This is a genomic window from Haliovirga abyssi, assembly GCF_030295325.1.
Taxonomy (GTDB): domain Bacteria; phylum Fusobacteriota; class Fusobacteriia; order Fusobacteriales; family Haliovirgaceae; genus Haliovirga; species Haliovirga abyssi.
Map to the genome: position 1 here is coordinate 1,474,250 of NZ_AP027059.1, position 17,301 is coordinate 1,491,550.

The following is a 17,301-nucleotide window of genomic DNA, read 5'->3' on the forward strand; positions in this document are numbered from 1 at the left end:
ATTATATAATTTTTAAATATTTTTTAATGAATTACATATCAGGAAATTTTATTGGATATTTCCCTGTAAAACAAGCATCACAAAATTCATTTTTCTCTGTTCTTATTGCTTTATGCATACCTTTTACTGATAAATAACCTAAATAATCAGCTAATATATATTTTTTTGTTTCTTCTAAAGTATGTGTTGCTGCTATAAGCTCTTTTCTTGTTGGCATATCTATTCCATAATAACATGGAGCTACCACAGGGGGTGCTGCAATTAGCATATTTACTTCTTTTGCACCAGCTTTTTTAAGTAATTTAACAATTTTTCTACTTGTGGTTCCTCTTACAATAGAATCATCTATCACTATTACTTTTTTCCCTTTTATCACATCTGCAATTGGACTTAATTTTTTCTTAACTCCAAGCTCTCTATCTAATTGAGTTGGCTGTATAAATGTCCTACCTACATAATGATTTCTCATTATTCCTTTTTCAAATGGTATTCCTGATTCTTCTGCATAACCTATTGCAGCCGATATCCCAGAATCTGGTACAGGAATTACTATATCTGCCTCTATTTTATGTTCTCTTGCTAACTGTTTCCCTATCTCTTTTCTTATTAAATAAACATTTCTCCCAAATAGATTACTATCTGGCCTTCCAAAATATATTAATTCAAATATACATTTTGCAGTTTTTTCTTTAAAAAATACTTTTTCAGATCTAAGTCCATTAGAATCTACAACCACCATTTCTCCTGGCTCAACTTCTCTTATATATTCAGCATCAATTAAATCTAATGCAGGTGTTTCAGATGCAAATACATAATCTCCATCAATTTTACCAATTACCAATGGTCTTATTCCTAATGGATCTCTTATAGCAATTAATTTATCATTTGTCATAAACAATATAGAATATGCCCCTTTTACTTGACCAAGAGCATCTACAATAGAATCTTCTATATTATCCTCTAATGATCTTGCTATTAAATGTAATATTGCTTCTGTATCATTTGAAGTTTGAAATATAGACCCTTGTTCTTCAAGCTTTTGTTTTAATACTCCTGTATTTACTAAATTCCCATTATGTGCAATTGCTAAATCTCCTTTACTATGTCTGATTACTAAAGGTTGAGCACTTACCACTTCTGAATCTCCAGTTGTTGAATATCTAACATGACCTATTGCAATGTTTCCTTTTAATTTATCAAAAGTTTTTTCATCTTTAAATACAGATGAAACTAATCCCATATCTTTATGATAATTTATTCCATAACCATCAGTTGTTGCTATTCCTGCACTTTCTTGCCCTCTATGTTGAATAGCAAAAAGTCCATACATAGTTAATTTTGCATTTTCTTGTTTATTTGAATATATTCCAAACACTCCACACTCGTCATGAATTTCATCAAACATTTTTTCCTCCAATATAATTTTTTCTTAATTAAAAAATAACTTAAACATTTTAAGAAACTTATTTTTTTAAACATTCCTCAATGGCAAAACCCTAACTAAGCCTTTTCAACATCTCTTTATAAGCACTTTCTACATTCCCTAAATTCCTTCTAAATCTATCTTTATCCAATTTTTCTTTTGTTTTTTTATCCCAAAATCTACATGTATCAGGTGAAATTTCATCAGCTAATATTATTTCTCCATCTGATGTTCTTCCAAATTCTAATTTAAAATCAACTAATATAACATTTCTATCATCAAAATATTTTTTCAATATTTCATTTATTTTAAAAGCGTAATTTTTTATTTTTTCTATCTCTTCTTTTGTAGCTAATTTTAACGCTAGTGCATGATAATCATTTAATAATGGATCGCCTAAAGCATCTTCTTTATAAGAAAATTCAATAGTTGGAGAATCAAATACTACTCCCTCTTCTACTCCATATCTCTTAGAAAAACTTCCAGCTGCAATATTTCTAATTATTACTTCTAATTTTACAATTTCTACTTTTTTTATAAGCATATTCCTATCATCTAATACTTCTACTAAATGTGTATGAACTCCATTTTCCTCAAGTAATTTAAATAAAATAGATGTAATTTTGTTATTTACTACACCCTTACCTACAATAGTTCCTTTTTTTTCTCCGTTAAACGCTGTAGCATCATCTTTAAATTCTTGAATAACCAAATCTTTTTCATCCGTACCATAAACTCTTTTGGCTTTTCCTTCATACAGTAATTCTTTCTTTTCCAATTCTATAACCTCCTTATTTTTTGAATAAATCTATTCTTTCATAGCAAATAAATAAAAAAACCCATAAAGACACCTTGGTCCTTTATAGGTTTAGTTGTTTTCTATATTAATTATGTATATATTTGTTTTTATGTTTTTAATTTTCTGAAGCTTATTTTTCATTTTCCCTCCAAAATTGTCCTCGTTCACTAATAAGATATCTTATTGTATAATATTTTTTGATTTTAGTCAATAAAAAAATTTAGTTTTATAGTGTCAAATTTTGTAGTTTAATTGATATATTAAATAAAAAAGCCCCACCTCTTTAAATTAAAGAAATGAAGCTTTCTATTTTCTATTTAAGAATTAAATTACTTCTTTATTTCTGTATTATCAGAAACTATTACATCATTTTTATCTGCTGTGACAGAAACAGCCTCTTGATTTACTTTCACTAATTTTTCATTTGTTTTATCATATACATAAATATCATACTCTCCAAATGGAACAAATGAAAATACAGCTTCTATTTTTTCTCCATCTACAGATACACTAGAACTTATTGCATTAGCATATGGTTATATCGTCACGGTGTACCATTATCATCTTCTGATAAATTCAAAAAATATAATAAGCTCTTCTTCTATAGTTTTATTCATCATTTTTCATTTCTTCTCAAAAAAGATTGTTCTAATCCCAACGCTCTAATCTTATCCACCCATTCATAAACCATCATTGGTTTATTCACCCTTTCTCCATTTTCATCCAGTAATTTTTCCATTGCCAGAGTAATTAATGCATACTCATTTTCCAAATAAGTCCCAAAAATACCTTGATCATCTGTATTAATTGATACTGATAATTGCGAACTCTTTTGATTTTCCTCTTCACTCACATTCAATCCAATGTTATAAAATTTAGTTATTGGGTGTCCATCATATCTTTTAAAGTTTCCTATCACATAATTAGAACTTGGATTTGCTTCAATACAAATATTTTTATTTGCCAGTTCTTTTTGTATAGCATATTGAATTTCTGTTACGATTTTTCCCATTTTTTTATTTATTTTAATCTCTTCACTTTTTATTCCTCTTTCTTTTACGTTCTTATTAAAATGATATTTTCTATAAATTTCTACTATCTCTTCATTTTTTCTTATTTCAATCATTTCTTTTCTAGGATCAATAGAGCATTTTTCCCAAAAAGTTAAGCTCGATTTAAGTTTATAATCTTTATCTTTATAAATATTTGGATCATCTCCCCTTAATTTCCAAGCTCTATAATAATTTTCATAAGAATATTCTTTTTCATATATTTCAGAAACTAATCTATAATAATCAGAGCATAATTTTGATTTTAAATTTTCATCAATTTCAATATTTAACTCTCTTATTTTTGCCAGCATCCAAGCTATATTATCTAAATATATTTGTTTTGGCATAATTAGTGTATAATTTTTATCTTTATAATATTTATTTGCATCTACCCCCAATGCTAATGCGTGTCCAATCCTATCTCCTTGTTCATAGCCAAGAAATCTAATGGTTTCATCTATTGCTCTCAATCCATCAATTAAGCTCAAAAAATCTTCTCCTGCGTGATAAGTAATCCCTAAATTAAATATTTCATCTTTCCCAAATTCTTCAAACTTATTTGTTATTTTATAATTCCTCAAATATCTAAAGCATTGAGCAAAGACTTCTGGTCTACATCCAATTTCAAAATTTGCAGCATCTATTCCATATATTCTATTTTTAGCTTCTCCACTACTTTTTCTCAAATTTATTATTGCATCTGCCTGTTTTTTTAGTAATCTTCTCAACTGATAATTCAAAGGTTTTACGTATAATACAATAGGAGTATTCTTTGCCATCTCCATTATCTCTTTATATTTTTCTTGTTTTTTTATAAAGTGAATTACATAAAAATATTTCTTTTTATCTTTCACCTCTTTTTTTATACTTGTATTCTCAAAATTCAAATTTTTAAAATCTTTAACATCATAAAACATTTCACTTTCTATATTTTCATCTAATTTTTCAATTGTTTTAGACAATTCAGCATTATTTTTTTCAGGTGCTATTCTGGCTTCTAAATAATTAATATGTTGGTCATAAAGAGATGAATTTATAGCCATACTTACAACAGCTTTCTCATAAATTCCTTTTCCTAAAAATATATTTTTTCTATTTTGATAATCTGAAAAATTACCAAATCCCACTCTTCTATTTATTTGAATCAACTCATCTCTAAAACGTTCTTTTATCAATATGTAAGTATGAATTAATCTTTTGTATTTTATTATCTCTTTATCGCCTTCAAAAAATGTTTTAAAAATAGTATACAAGAAAAATCGTTCACCATATAACAATATATTTCCATTATATTTCATATTATCTTTATTATAATTATTTAAGCTAATCTTTTTTGGAATAATATAGTCTGGTATTTCTCCATTTAATTTTTTTCCATTTGAATATTTCAACTTATTTATTTCATTTTGAAGATCTCTAATGAAAAGTTTTATTTCTGAATTATTTTTTGATTTTAAAATATAATTCATTTTAAAATTTTCTACTTTTTCTATTTTTTCTTTTAAAATAAATTTTTTATATAAAAACAATCTGATTGCAGAAGCTTTTTTGACTAACGCTTTTAATTCTAAAGAAAAATTTTCAAATCCATAATTTACATCTGGAGATAATCTAGTCTCTTTTTCAATTTTTTTAAATTCTTTATCTCTGCCTTCGATATTATTCATCAAAGAGATCCAAGCTAATTGAAAATGAGGTGCTGATCCTTTTAAGTGAAAATGGTTTTCAGCACATCCTTTTTTCATTATTTCTTTTAGCATTGTATTATCAGTTGATATTATTGGTTTCCAAGCAAAAATTGTTCTATTATATGATATGGTAAAATCTTTGTATGCAAAATATGCTGTTGTCAATAAATCTTCGCCCAATAAATATGACAATTCTCTCCATCTCAGTAATTCTTTGTATTTACATAAAGGAACTCCTTTGTTTTCTATTAATATTCCTTTTGTAAAGTTTGCTAATACGTTAAAAATACTATCTTCTTTTACTCCTTCTAATTTTTTCCAGTTTGAATCTAGCAAGCTATATACATTTTCTATTTCATCTTTGTTATATTTTGTTGGATTTTCATATGAGTATGTGGCTATAAATAGATCTCTATCTACATTTTTTTCTTTTATGGAGTTGTAGTATTTATATAACATTTTTTCTGGATTTTGCTTTTTAAAGAGAATTTCTATTGTGGCTCTAATGTTATCCATTATTCTATTCCTTTAGTTGAATTAATTTTTTCTTTTATTTTTTCCACAAAGTCTTTTATCCTAATTTTTCCTTTTTCAGTTTTCATTTCTTCTGCTTCTGTTTCTTTCCCTTCAATAAAATCAATTATTTCTTTTTTATAATCTTCACTTATTTTTTTATTATTTTCAATAATATTTTTTATATTTGAAAATGAATTTCTTATAGTATTTATATTAGTAATCCTATTAGTAATCTTTAAGCCATCTATTTCAGTTATAAGTTCTCCTATCAATTTATCTATATCAACTTCTACTTTAAATATATCATTAAATTTCCCTTCTAATTCTTTTTTTTCAATATCTATAATAAAATTATAAATATCACATATTTGAGCATCATCTTTCAATTCTAATTTTTCATCTGCACCTAAATTAAAATTAATTTCTAATTCTTTAAAATTTTTAAAGAATGTTTTGAAATGAACAAAATAACTTTTGTTTACAGCCTTATAATCTTCATTTAATATGCGTTCTAATATTTCAATATTCCCAATATAAAAATCACTATCCGAAGTAGGTTCTCTATTAAATAAAAATCCTAGAATATCAAATTGAATTTTTGTTGGTTTACTATTATCTTTTTTATTATAGTAAACTTCTTTTTCTTTTCTATAAATATTATTTTTTATAAAATTAAATTCTGATGATTTTATATTAAATTTATTTAGTAATTCTTCAGCATCTAGTTTCGAACCATTTTTTTTATATTCTTCACTAAAACTCTTAATTTTATCTACTTTCATATCTCTTCTATCTCTTTTTTCGTTCGAATCCTGTTCCTTTCTCATAATTTTATATTCAATAGGATTATATAAATATCCACCTAATAATTTTTGATAATCACTATATGTTTTTTTAGCTGCCGCTTTTTCAACTTCTGCAACTTTTATAACTTTTGTAAATTTTGCCTCTTTTGCTTCTTTTACTGCTTTTGCATATAGCTCATACAACATAATTGAATAAATCATTTTTATTGCATAAATAAATTTTTTATCTTGTAATTCTATTTTATACCTATCTGCCTTATTCAAAACAAATAGCAAATCTCCCAAAGATACATTTGCCCCATTGTTATTTAGATTTACTATATTTTGATATTCTATTTCCTGTTCATAATCGCCTTTACCTCTTGCTCTTGCTCTTGCTCTATATTCATCATCTTTATCCAACAATGAATAAATATCTTCAATTTTATTTATTATAAATTTATTTCTTTCTGTAACATCTCTTTTTACAAGTTCTTTTAAAGCATTTTGTTGTTGATAAGTCAAATATGTTTTTATCCAATTTTCAAATATATACTCTTTAAATTTAATAAAATTTTCACTATTTATAATTTCAATTCTTTCTTTTTTCCTTTTTTTCAAATCTCTCACATCTTCCATTTTGACTAATAAAACAATTAATTCTACTAACCCTCTTAAATTATCTGGAATTATATATTTACCATCAATAAATATCATATCAGTTTTTAAATATATTTGCTTTCTTACGAATTGATCTATTATACCCCCTTCAATTTTATTACCATTTTCATAATTCACTTCCACTTTTGAAGTCATTCTTATATCTTCTAATTTCGGCAAATATAATCTTCTTTCCAATGGTATCAATTTTTCAAGATATTTTTCAGTCATATTTTTAATTTCATCATAGCTCATAGCTTTTTTATCTAATAATGATTCAAATTCTTTTAAATAATTTCTCTCAACTATTTGTTCTAATTGCTCTATTTTAATTGCCATTAAAATCACAACTTTTGGAATAATTAAATATTTTCTAATTTGCTCGACCATCTCATAGGCATACTCTGTATTTAAATCAATATCATCTACTTCAATTACCAATATCCCATTTTTCTCTTTCTTTTCATCATTATTCATAAATTCCAAATATGATCCAATTAATTTTTCCACATCACTCTTTAAGCTTGTACTTTCTGCTATTTTTAATAAAGCATCTAAAGCTTCTTCTTCAAAAACATCTCTTTTGTCTTTTATAATTTTTATATTTTCATAAACCTTTTCAAAAGAACCAATTATTTCTCTTTTCAAATTTTCATTTTTCACTTCATTTTTTGTTTCAATATCATTTTTAAAAGTTTGAAACATCTTTGCAATTATTATTTCCAAAATATTACTATTACCTGATAATAAAGCCGGATCTATTACTCCAACAGAGCAAAAATTATAAGAACTTAATTTTTTATCTTCAACTGACAAATTATAATCTTTATTATTTTTCAATTTATCATTATCTTTCAATACTCCCGCAAAAGAAAGCATTGCAGATGTTTTTCCAGTTCCTCTTTCTCCTGCAAATGCAATTATATTATTATAATTTTCATGCAACTCAATTCCTTTACTCTTTAATATCTCCGCTGTATTCTTAAAAGCTTTCAAATAAACTTCATTAAATACCGATTTTTCAAATTCATTAATCTTTTCTACTTTTGCTTTGTACTCTTCTCCCAAATTAATTTTAATTACTGATTCATCTGCCATTATTTCTTCATCTCCCATTTTGATTATATCTATATTTAATAATACTATACAAATTCACGTTTTTCAATTTTTTTATTAAATTTTCACACAATTCAATTTCTACTATTTTTTAGGATTTTCAATTTTCTATTTCAATAATTAAATGTTTTTTTATGCCTCATAGAACATTTAAAAAATAAATTTTTCATAATTTGTTATAAAAGTACTTTAATCATTGTGCATTTTAAGCCGTTCCTACATAAAAAAAGACAGGTTTACACCTGTCTTTTCACTAATTATTATTATATCTTCTATTTTCTATAATTTTACTATAAACCCTTTTTAATATACTTTTTTAATACTCAACTAGGATTTTTTCAATAGCATAAGAAGTTTTCACTTAATCAACTTATTATACTCACTTATATCTTTATTTAAGCTTTTTGAAATATTCCCAAGATCAACAATAATAGAATGAGTTCTCATTCCAGGCCCTATAGCAATTTCTGATTTCCCATTTACCTCTTTTTCAAATTCACTAATAATTTTTTTAGCTTCATTTTTCTTATTATTAATTTTTTTAATTACCGCTTCAATTTTACTGATTTTCTTTTTTTGTTTACTATTCAGTTTTTTATTTTTATTCTTATTGATTTCTGAATTAATCTCATTTACATTAGTTTCTATTGTTCCAATCATTTTATTTACTTTTGTTGAAATTTCTATTACATTTATTCTATTTATTTTATATTTATTCATAATATTAACAAGCTTAGATGCTTCATTGTTATAACTCGCCGAATAATTTTCTATTGTCTTTACTGTCTCTTTTAGATTATTATTTATTTTGTTAAATTCAGGCCATTCCTTACTGCTATTTTTTATCACAGCTGTTTTTAATGAAATCTCTTTTATTTTCCCTTTCAACTTATTAATTTTCTCAATTTCTTTATACTCATTTTCTCTAATTTGAGTTATCTTTGTCATTAATTCTTCAAGATTGTTATATGGAGATATATCTTTTTCATTTATATTCAGATAAATTTCATCAAGAATAGTTCTTGCTTTTTCAAATTGAGTCTTTTGTTTTGCAAGAGATTGATTAATTAAAACTGTATTATTCCCAATTTGTTTTAAAATATCATTTAAATTAAATACTTTTATTAATTTATTTTTATTAAAAATCTTAACTACATCATTCATTCCTGATTGAAATTCTTTTCCATTTTTTATAATTTTATTTTTAACTACATTATATTTATTTTTTACTTCTTGAAATTGTTTCCACTCTTTCTCATCTGAACGAAATTCTTTTTTATTTTTAGAAAGTTTTTTGTACTCTATTATAATACTATCCATCTCTTTTTTAAGGCCATTAAATTCATCTAATTCTTTTCCTAATTTTTGCATTTTTTTACTTAATAAGACAGCTATCTTTTTGTTATTAACGTTTAATTCTTCTTTTAACCCTTCATACATACCATTATAACTTAAAAATGCATCATTATAAGCTTTTGACGATTTATTTATTTGTTGTTCTGCATTATTAAAAACTTTAGTAACTTCATTTGTTTTATACGTCATTACTATACACCCTGATAAAGATATGCTGATTAAACTTAACATTAAAAAAATTCTTACTAATTTCATTTTTCCCTCCAATATTTTATTTTTATCTCTCTAATGAGACATGTGCGTTATTATAACATCTCAAATCAAAAAAATCAATCTTTTTTAATCGGTTGTGTACTAAAACGTTTCATATTATACTATATATCTCTTTTTTATTAATATAATCTGCATTAAATTATTTCATCTTAAAAGCACCTCTCCGTCAGCTTCGCTGCCACCTCTCCTGAAAGGAGAGGCTTTTTTCTTCAGGCTCTCCCTTTGGGAGAGCTGTCACGCAGTGACTGAGAGGGCGAATCTTTCACTTTTGACTTTATAATTTCATCAATACTTTCACATACTTCTTCAAATCTATTTTCAACTTCATAATTTGAAAATCTAACCACTTCTAAATTATAGCTATTTAAAACTTTTGTCCTTGCTTTATCATATTCAATTCCATCTTCTGTATAATGTTGACTTCCATCAACTTCTATTACTAATTTCGCTTTATAACAATAAAAATCTACAATAAAATTATCAATAACTTTTTGTTTGTATATCTTAATTGGGTAATGTCTAAGAAAATCATACCATAAATGCTTTTCTTGTTGTGTCATCTCTTTTCTAAGTTTTTTTGCTATTGAAATTAGTTTCTTGTTATAATTCATTATACCTCCTAAAAGCACCTCTCAGTCAGCTTCGCTGCCACCTCTCCTGAAAGGAGAGGCTTTTTCTCAGGCTCTCCCTTTGGGAGAGCTGTCACGCAGTGACTGAGAGGGCGAATTTGCATTTTAAATCCCCCCAACTCATTATAACATATTTTTCACAATCACATAAATTAAAAATATAACATACCCTACTTCTAACATTTACACCAAAACAAAAAAGCTCCCCAGCAATTTAAAAATTGCCAAGAAGCTTTTCTATTTATTCTTTTTTATCCTCTACTATTTTTTCTTATTCTTCCCATTCATCAAATACTCATCAATAGCTTTTGCTGCTTCATGTCCATCAGCAATACCATGAATTACATCTGGTCCTTGTACAATATCTCCTCCTGCGAACAACCAATCTACACCTTCTACTTGTCTATTTTTTCCTATTTTTGTTATTTTTCCTCTTGTTATTCCTAGTTTTTCTTCTAATTCTTTATCCAAATATGAATAATCTGGTGATTGTCCAATTGATACATAAACTTGTGTTCCTTCTACCATTTTTACATCACTTGTATCAAATTGTGGATTAAATCTATGTTGACCATCAAATATTGATAAACATTTAAATCCTTTTACACCTTTAATATTTCCTTTATCATCTAACATTACTTCTTGTGGCCCACATCCAAGTTGATATTTAATTCCTTCTTCCATACCTTCTTCATATTCTTCTCTATCTGCTGGAAGTTGCTCCTCATTTTCAAGAGCTATTAATTTAACATCACTTTTACCATATTTTATTTCTTGCAATCTAATTAAACTTCTCGCTACATCAAATGCAACGTTTCCTCCACCTATAACTACTGCACTTTTATGTACATCAATATCTTTTATTACACCTCTAGCGAAATCTCTTACTTGTGGTAAGAAATCCATTGCTAAATGTACATCTTTATGGTCTGAATTAGGTATATTAAGACCTCTTGCTCCAAAAAATCCTGTTCCTAAAAATACAACATCATATTTTGAATGTAACTCTTCAAGCTGAATATCTTTTCCAACTTGTGTATTTGTATGTATTTTTACCCCAATTTTTTCTATAAAGCTAATATCTTTATCTAATGAATAATCAGGCAATCTATATTGAGGTATTCCATATCTCATAACTCCACCTGCTAAAGGCATAGCTTCAAATATATCTACTTCATAGCCCATTGTCCTTAAGTAATATCCTGCTGAAATTCCTGCTGGTCCAGCCCCTACTATTGCTACTTTTCCTTCTCCACCTTTTGAAACATTTGCCAAAACAACTTTTTCATAATCTTCTTCAGGCGTATTATCTACAATATACCTTTTTAGCCATCTTATAGATACTGCTTCTCCACGATTTCCCAATGCACAAGCTGTTTCACACTTGTGAGTACATATTCTTCCACATACTCCAGGTAATGGATTAGTTTTGTATAACCAGTCTACTCCTTCTTCCAGATCATCTTTCCATATAGAAAGAATATATTCTGGTATATTCATTGTAGCAGGACAAGTTTTTGTACAAATTCCACACTCTACACATCTTGAAGCCTCTGCTATTGCTGTCTCTTTTGAAAAACCTTTTACAATTTCAATAAATGAATCTTTTCTTTCATCAGCTTCTAATCCTACCATATCATATCTTTTCAAATCCAAAAGTTCTGACACTTCATCTCTTACATAAGCATTTTCATATTTTATATCATGAATACCATTTTCTTTTGGTAAAAAATAGAAATCATCGACATCTTTTGATATATGAACATATTCTTTTGTCATTGTAAGAGAATTTGTAGTACAAATATCTACACACAACCCACAAAATGTACATCGTCCATAATCTATAGCTGGTTTTTCTGGTTTAGAGCCATCTTCATCTGGCAATTCTTCTCTTTCTTGCATAACTATTGCATTTGTTGGACATATTTCAGAACAAGTCCCACACCCTATACATTTTTCCCAATCATTTGCATGAAATCCTCTATATCTATCTGCTGCTTCTCTTGGATTTTCAAATATATCTTCCATGGGAATTGATATAGGTTTTTTTACTAAGTATTTCCATGCTTTTATTGGTGCAAAAAAATTCTTTTTATTTCCCATATTAATTCCTCCCTACCTATCAATTTCAGGAGCACAAACTCCCATTGTATCTAGCCAAATTGCCACATCATCTAGTCTAGTCCCTGGCAAATATTTTTCAATTCCAAGAAGCCCTTGAGGATATGATGCTCCTCTTACTGCTATTCTATAAGGCTGTCTACTTCCATCAGAAACTATATAATATCCATATTCTCCTCTTGAAGATTCTATATGTGAGAACACTTGACCTTTTGGTATTCTCCATTTTAATGCACTTCCAGTAGATACTTTTGCTCTAACTGGTCCATCTTTTGGCATTTTCTCTAAAACTTGTCTAATTATTCTTATACTTTGTTTTACTTCTTTATATTTTGTTTCAAGTCTTGTATATGCATCAGAATAATTCGCCACAGGTACTTCAAATTCTACTTGATCATATCTTGCATATGGATCAACTTTTCTTATATCATAAGCCTTTCCACTTGAAGTCCTAAGCCCTATTCCAGTAACTCCCAATTCTCTTGCTACTTCTTCTGGTAAAACTATATTATCTTTTGTCCTATTTATTATAGTAGAGTTTCTTAAAATCAGGTCTTCATATTCAGAAAGCCTTCCTTCTAATTTATCTAATACATTTTCTATCTTTTTCTCTATCCCTTTTGGCAAATCTTTTCTAACTCCGCCTACTACAATATACATATGGTATACTCTTGCACCAGTTATCTCTTCAAATATATCTAAGATTAAATCTCTTTCTGTAATTGCCCAATTTGGACCAGTATATAGACCTGTTGGTCCTCCAATTCCTCCAAATGCCATCATATGTATCCCAATTCTTGCTAGTTCTAATATTATCATTCTTATCCAATGAGCTCTTTCAGGCACTTCAATATTTCCTAATGCTTCTGCTCCCATTGCATATACCATCTCATTAATATCAGGTTCTACCACACATATTCTTGGAATTAAAGCTATATTATTTGTCCAAAGTCTTCTTTCCATCAATTTTTCAAATCCTCTATGTAACATTCCAGGTAATGGTCTTGCTCTTTTTACTATATCTCCATCCACGTATAAATGCACACTAAAATTTCCATGCATTCCAGGATGATTAGGCCCTAAAAACAGTTTTAATTCTCTCATCTTTCTTCACCTTCTTTTTTAAAATCCACATTATAATCTCTTTTAGCATATTTTTTATCTGAATATTTTTGTGGATCGAAATCTTTTCTCATTGGCGGAATATCATCCCATAATTCTAAAAACAACCCTTTTTTAGAATCTTCATTTCCTTCAAATTCAACACCAAAAAATTCATGAACATCTCTTTCATAAAATTTTGCTCCAGGAAAAATAGGTACAATTGTTTTAAACAGAGGTTTTTCTCTATCTAATCTTGTTCTTACTTGAATTGTAATTCCAGTTTCCCAATTCATCAAAATAAACACTAATTGAAACTCTTTATCATCAATAAAGTCAACGCATGTTAAAAATGTTAATTGATTCCAACCAATAGATTTTAAATATGCTAATATTGCATGAATATCTCTACTTTCAAAATCAAAACTAACTTGTTGCTTGGTAGGCTGTTCTATATTAAGTACATTATATTTAGATTTAATATCCTCTATTATTTTATTCATGGAATTCATCTTTAACATCCACCTCCCCAAGTGCTAACTTTTGATTTTCTTCATACCACTCTTTATTTTCCTGATATTTTTTCCATCCATTAGCTGTTCCTGCTTTTATTTTATCCATTAAATCTTTAAAAGCATTCATTACCGCTTCTGGTCTTGGCATACATCCTGCTACAAAAACATCTACTGGAATATAGTTATCTAATTTGTTTATAGTTGAATAAGAATCATAATACACTCCTCCATTTAATGTACAAGAGCCAAATCCTATTACATATTTTGGATTTAACATTTGCTCATAACTATATATTACTCTTCTTAATGTTTTAGCACTTAAATACCCAGTTACTAATAATACATCTGATTGTCTTGGTGTTGCCATTGGTCCCATTCCTATTCTTTCCATATCAAATCTTGATGTCATTGCAGGTGGTAACTCTATGGCACCACATCCTGTACAAAAATGCATCATCCACATTGATTTTCCTCTAAAAAAATCTCCTAATTCTTCCCATGTTTTTCTATCTTTTTCATCTAAAACCATATTGTCACCCCCAAACCAGTAAATACTACAACTAAAGCTTGAACAACTGCCATAGCTAATGGTACTTTATAATAGAATTTAATTAAATCATCTATTTTAAATCTTCCTACAGCTGTTGCTATCATTGTAGTTAATGTATATACTAAGAAATATTTTGTTAAAAATGCTATTATAGTTGGTCCTCCACCTAAAAATAGATTTACAAACAAACTCACTTCTATAAATGTAGAAAACTCATGTTGTAAAATAAGCATTGCTAAATGTTTTCCACCATATTCTACCAATGGTCCTGATGCTATTTCCGCTGGAGCTATTGGTGTGTCAAATGGTTTTTTCCCTAACATTCCCATAAGAGAAACAAAAGCAACTATCCCACCTAATGGAAATCTAAACATATTCCAATATAGAAATCCGCCTTGTTGCAAATGAGCTATTGTTGATATAGAAGATGTTTTAAATCCAAATATAATAGTCATAACTGTTATTATAAATGGAAGCTCATATCCAACCATTTGAGTCAAAGCTCTCATTACTCCAATACTTGCCCAAGGATTTCCTGACCCAACAGCACTCATTGCCATACCAAGAGAACCTATTGCAAGCAAATAAGTTATTACAAAAAAATTATCCATATTATCAAATGATATAATTCCTGCAACTGGCATAAATATTAATGTAGCCATAGTTCCACCTAACGCCATCATAACGCCAAAATCATATATCCAACCATGTGAGATTGGTTCTTTACTCATTGCTTTAAATATATCTAAAAATGTTTGATACCAAGGCGGTCCAAATCTTTTGTGTATTCTAGCTGTGATTTTACGCTGAATACCATCAAGAGAAACCTGCCATGCAAATGCAAATAGCAAAAGTCCAAATCCTATAATAAATCCCATATAATTCATGCCCTACCTCCTAACATAAATATTACAGATACTATAACTACTATCCACAAAACCGCAACTGCTGGTCTAAAACTAAAGAATATTTTTGATACCATATCCCCTAAATCTTTTACTCTTGTTCCTATTGAAAATAAAAATTCCTCAACTTTAGGATGTTTTTCATAAAGTCTTTCAAATGGTGCATAATAATTAGATGAATAATGATATAGCTCAGGAGAATGAATAAACTCTGCTGAAGTATAAGTATCCATTAATCCAACTTTTCTTGATTTTGGTAATACCAAGAATATTATTAATGCTATTATAAATCCAAATGTAAATACGACTGACATCCAAGTTGCATTTAAATTTCCATTATTAGCTATTATATTTAATCCATCTATTTTTATTGGAATCATTCCAACTGATTTTTCTATTTTTCCTATATATTTCAACATAACTGTTGGAAATATTCCAAAATATTGTGTTAATGCTGAGATAGCTATCATAGGTATAAGCATTAACATAGGAGCTTCTTTTACATCTTTATGTTCAGGTAACTCTTGTCCCAAAAATACTGTTGACAATGGTCTAAACACGTATAAGAATGAACCTACACTTCCAAAGAAAGCAGCCATTGCTATAAATACCATTCCATGTTTTACTAACGATTGAAATATCAACCACTTAGATACAAATCCACCCATAGGAGGAATTCCAGCTAAAGATATTATCGCCATTAAATACACAACAAATGTAACTGGCATTTTATGAATCATTCCACCTAATTTTGACATTTTAGTTGTACCAGTTCTATATGCTACAACTGCTGCTGCTAAGAACATTGCTGAAGTTGCCATTGCATGATTAAATATATGCATTAGTCCTCCTGCCATTCCAATTGAATCATTTAATGCTATTCCTATTAATATATATCCACTATTACTTACAGTAGAATATGCTATCAATCTTTTCATATCATCTTGCTTTATGGCCATTAATGTACCTACTACAATACTTATAGCTCCTAAAATCAATAAAATATAATTTTGATAAGGAACTCCTAATATTTTTAAACTGCTTCCAAATGCTTTTCCTGACGGCAATACAGCTACTGTTAAAAATGCTATAAATGCTCCCATTTTTACTAATCCACCTGATAATACTGGTGAAAATGTATGTGGTGCATTCCCATGCGCAAGAGGAAGCCAAATATGGAATGGAAAAATTCCAAGTTTGGTAAGTCCTGCCATTACTAATAGGAAAAACATTCCTGTAGCAAGTAATGGATCTTTTGCGACACTAGCTAACACTGCCACAGTGTCAAATGTATTATATTTTGAATATAAAAACATTATCCCAAACAGCATTGAAAACGAACCTGCTGTACTAATTGTATAATATACAACTGATGCCTTTCTTGATTTTCCTAGAGGTATTATGAACATAGAACCCCAAACAACTATCTCCCAAAATACAAATATTCCTAATAAGTTGCTCGAAAAAAACAATCCTATTGTTCCTGCTAATGACAACAAATATAAAAAATTATATGATGCAGGATATATTAGTCTTTCCATCCAATATATATTAAAGAACGAAGCTCCTACATAAGTTAATGTCATTACCATTGCAAAAAACCATCCATAAGGTGTTATCTTAAATTGAAAAATATTTTGACCTGAAACCACAGATAAATCTTTATAACTATACAATACAATTAATGTTATTAATGATATTATAACAGTTATCCATGCTCCAGATTTTTTATTTAATTTTGTGGTAAAATAAGCTGCTACTCCACCAACCATAATTAACAATATTAAATTTATTAAGCTCATCGATTCCCCT

At 27.8% G+C, this 17,301-nt stretch carries 12 protein-coding genes; all 12 read right to left on the reverse strand.

Going from position 1 to position 17,301, the window contains the following annotated elements; all coding sequences use genetic code 11:
- Positions 1-31 precede the first annotated feature (31 nt).
- The 12 genes from purF to RDY08_RS06600 all read right to left on the reverse strand — a co-directional run bounded on the left by purF (position 32) and on the right by RDY08_RS06600 (position 17,291).
- Entirely contained in the window at positions 32-1,405 is a 1,374-nt protein-coding gene (gene purF, locus RDY08_RS06545; RefSeq protein ID WP_307903574.1) for an amidophosphoribosyltransferase, read from the reverse strand.
- 91 nt (positions 1,406-1,496) lie between these two features.
- Complete coding sequence (gene purC / locus RDY08_RS06550) at positions 1,497-2,201, reverse strand: phosphoribosylaminoimidazolesuccinocarboxamide synthase (RefSeq protein ID WP_307903575.1); 705 nt, start codon at positions 2,199-2,201, stop codon at positions 1,497-1,499.
- 637 nt (positions 2,202-2,838) lie between these two features.
- Positions 2,839-5,478, reverse strand: coding sequence for a hypothetical protein (locus RDY08_RS06555; protein WP_307903576.1), 2,640 nt, complete (start codon positions 5,476-5,478; stop codon positions 2,839-2,841).
- Entirely contained in the window at positions 5,478-8,021 is a 2,544-nt protein-coding gene (locus tag RDY08_RS06560) for a P-loop NTPase fold protein (protein WP_307903577.1), read from the reverse strand. The genes RDY08_RS06555 and RDY08_RS06560 overlap by 1 nt, the downstream gene beginning before the upstream one ends.
- A gap of 375 nt (positions 8,022-8,396) precedes the next feature.
- Complete coding sequence (locus RDY08_RS06565; RefSeq protein ID WP_307903578.1) at positions 8,397-9,650, reverse strand: hypothetical protein; 1,254 nt, start codon at positions 9,648-9,650, stop codon at positions 8,397-8,399.
- Positions 9,651-9,877: 227 nt separating this feature from the next.
- Complete coding sequence (locus RDY08_RS06570) at positions 9,878-10,279, reverse strand: endonuclease domain-containing protein (protein WP_307903579.1); 402 nt, start codon at positions 10,277-10,279, stop codon at positions 9,878-9,880.
- Positions 10,280-10,558: 279 nt separating this feature from the next.
- A complete protein-coding gene (locus tag RDY08_RS06575) occupies positions 10,559-12,400 on the reverse strand; it encodes an FAD-dependent oxidoreductase (protein WP_307903580.1) in 1,842 nt (613 codons plus the stop codon).
- Between the two features lie 12 nt (positions 12,401-12,412).
- A complete protein-coding gene (locus RDY08_RS06580) occupies positions 12,413-13,522 on the reverse strand; it encodes an NADH-quinone oxidoreductase subunit D (RefSeq protein ID WP_307903581.1) in 1,110 nt (369 codons plus the stop codon).
- Complete coding sequence (locus tag RDY08_RS06585) at positions 13,519-14,031, reverse strand: NADH-quinone oxidoreductase subunit C (protein WP_307903582.1); 513 nt, start codon at positions 14,029-14,031, stop codon at positions 13,519-13,521. Before RDY08_RS06585 ends, RDY08_RS06580 begins: the two co-directional genes overlap by 4 nt.
- Complete coding sequence (locus tag RDY08_RS06590; protein WP_307903583.1) at positions 14,015-14,563, reverse strand: NuoB/complex I 20 kDa subunit family protein; 549 nt, start codon at positions 14,561-14,563, stop codon at positions 14,015-14,017. Before RDY08_RS06590 ends, RDY08_RS06585 begins: the two co-directional genes overlap by 17 nt.
- The gene (locus tag RDY08_RS06595; RefSeq protein ID WP_307903584.1) at positions 14,554-15,471 is read right to left on the reverse strand and encodes a respiratory chain complex I subunit 1 family protein; all 918 of its coding nucleotides are present in this window, start codon (positions 15,469-15,471) and stop codon (positions 14,554-14,556) included. Before RDY08_RS06595 ends, RDY08_RS06590 begins: the two co-directional genes overlap by 10 nt.
- Positions 15,468-17,291, reverse strand: a complete 1,824-nt coding sequence (locus RDY08_RS06600) for a proton-conducting transporter transmembrane domain-containing protein (RefSeq protein ID WP_307903585.1) — start codon at positions 17,289-17,291, stop codon at positions 15,468-15,470. The genes RDY08_RS06595 and RDY08_RS06600 overlap by 4 nt, the downstream gene beginning before the upstream one ends.
- Positions 17,292-17,301: the final 10 nt, after the last annotated feature.

Coding starts and splice junctions, on each gene's coding strand:
- RDY08_RS06595 (WP_307903584.1), bottom strand. CDS start 15,471: ATGAATTATATGGGATTTATTATAGGATTTGGACTTTTGCTATTTGCA.
- RDY08_RS06560 (WP_307903577.1), bottom strand. CDS start 8,021: ATGGCAGATGAATCAGTAATTAAAATTAATTTGGGAGAAGAGTACAAA.
- RDY08_RS06555 (WP_307903576.1), bottom strand. CDS start 5,478: ATGGATAACATTAGAGCCACAATAGAAATTCTCTTTAAAAAGCAAAAT.
- RDY08_RS06570 (WP_307903579.1), bottom strand. CDS start 10,279: ATGAATTATAACAAGAAACTAATTTCAATAGCAAAAAAACTTAGAAAA.
- RDY08_RS06565 (WP_307903578.1), bottom strand. CDS start 9,650: ATGAAATTAGTAAGAATTTTTTTAATGTTAAGTTTAATCAGCATATCT.
- RDY08_RS06600 (WP_307903585.1), bottom strand. CDS start 17,291: ATGAGCTTAATAAATTTAATATTGTTAATTATGGTTGGTGGAGTAGCA.
- purF (WP_307903574.1), bottom strand. CDS start 1,405: ATGTTTGATGAAATTCATGACGAGTGTGGAGTGTTTGGAATATATTCA.
- RDY08_RS06580 (WP_307903581.1), bottom strand. CDS start 13,522: ATGAGAGAATTAAAACTGTTTTTAGGGCCTAATCATCCTGGAATGCAT.
- RDY08_RS06585 (WP_307903582.1), bottom strand. CDS start 14,031: ATGAATTCCATGAATAAAATAATAGAGGATATTAAATCTAAATATAAT.
- RDY08_RS06575 (WP_307903580.1), bottom strand. CDS start 12,400: ATGGGAAATAAAAAGAATTTTTTTGCACCAATAAAAGCATGGAAATAC.
- RDY08_RS06590 (WP_307903583.1), bottom strand. CDS start 14,563: ATGGTTTTAGATGAAAAAGATAGAAAAACATGGGAAGAATTAGGAGAT.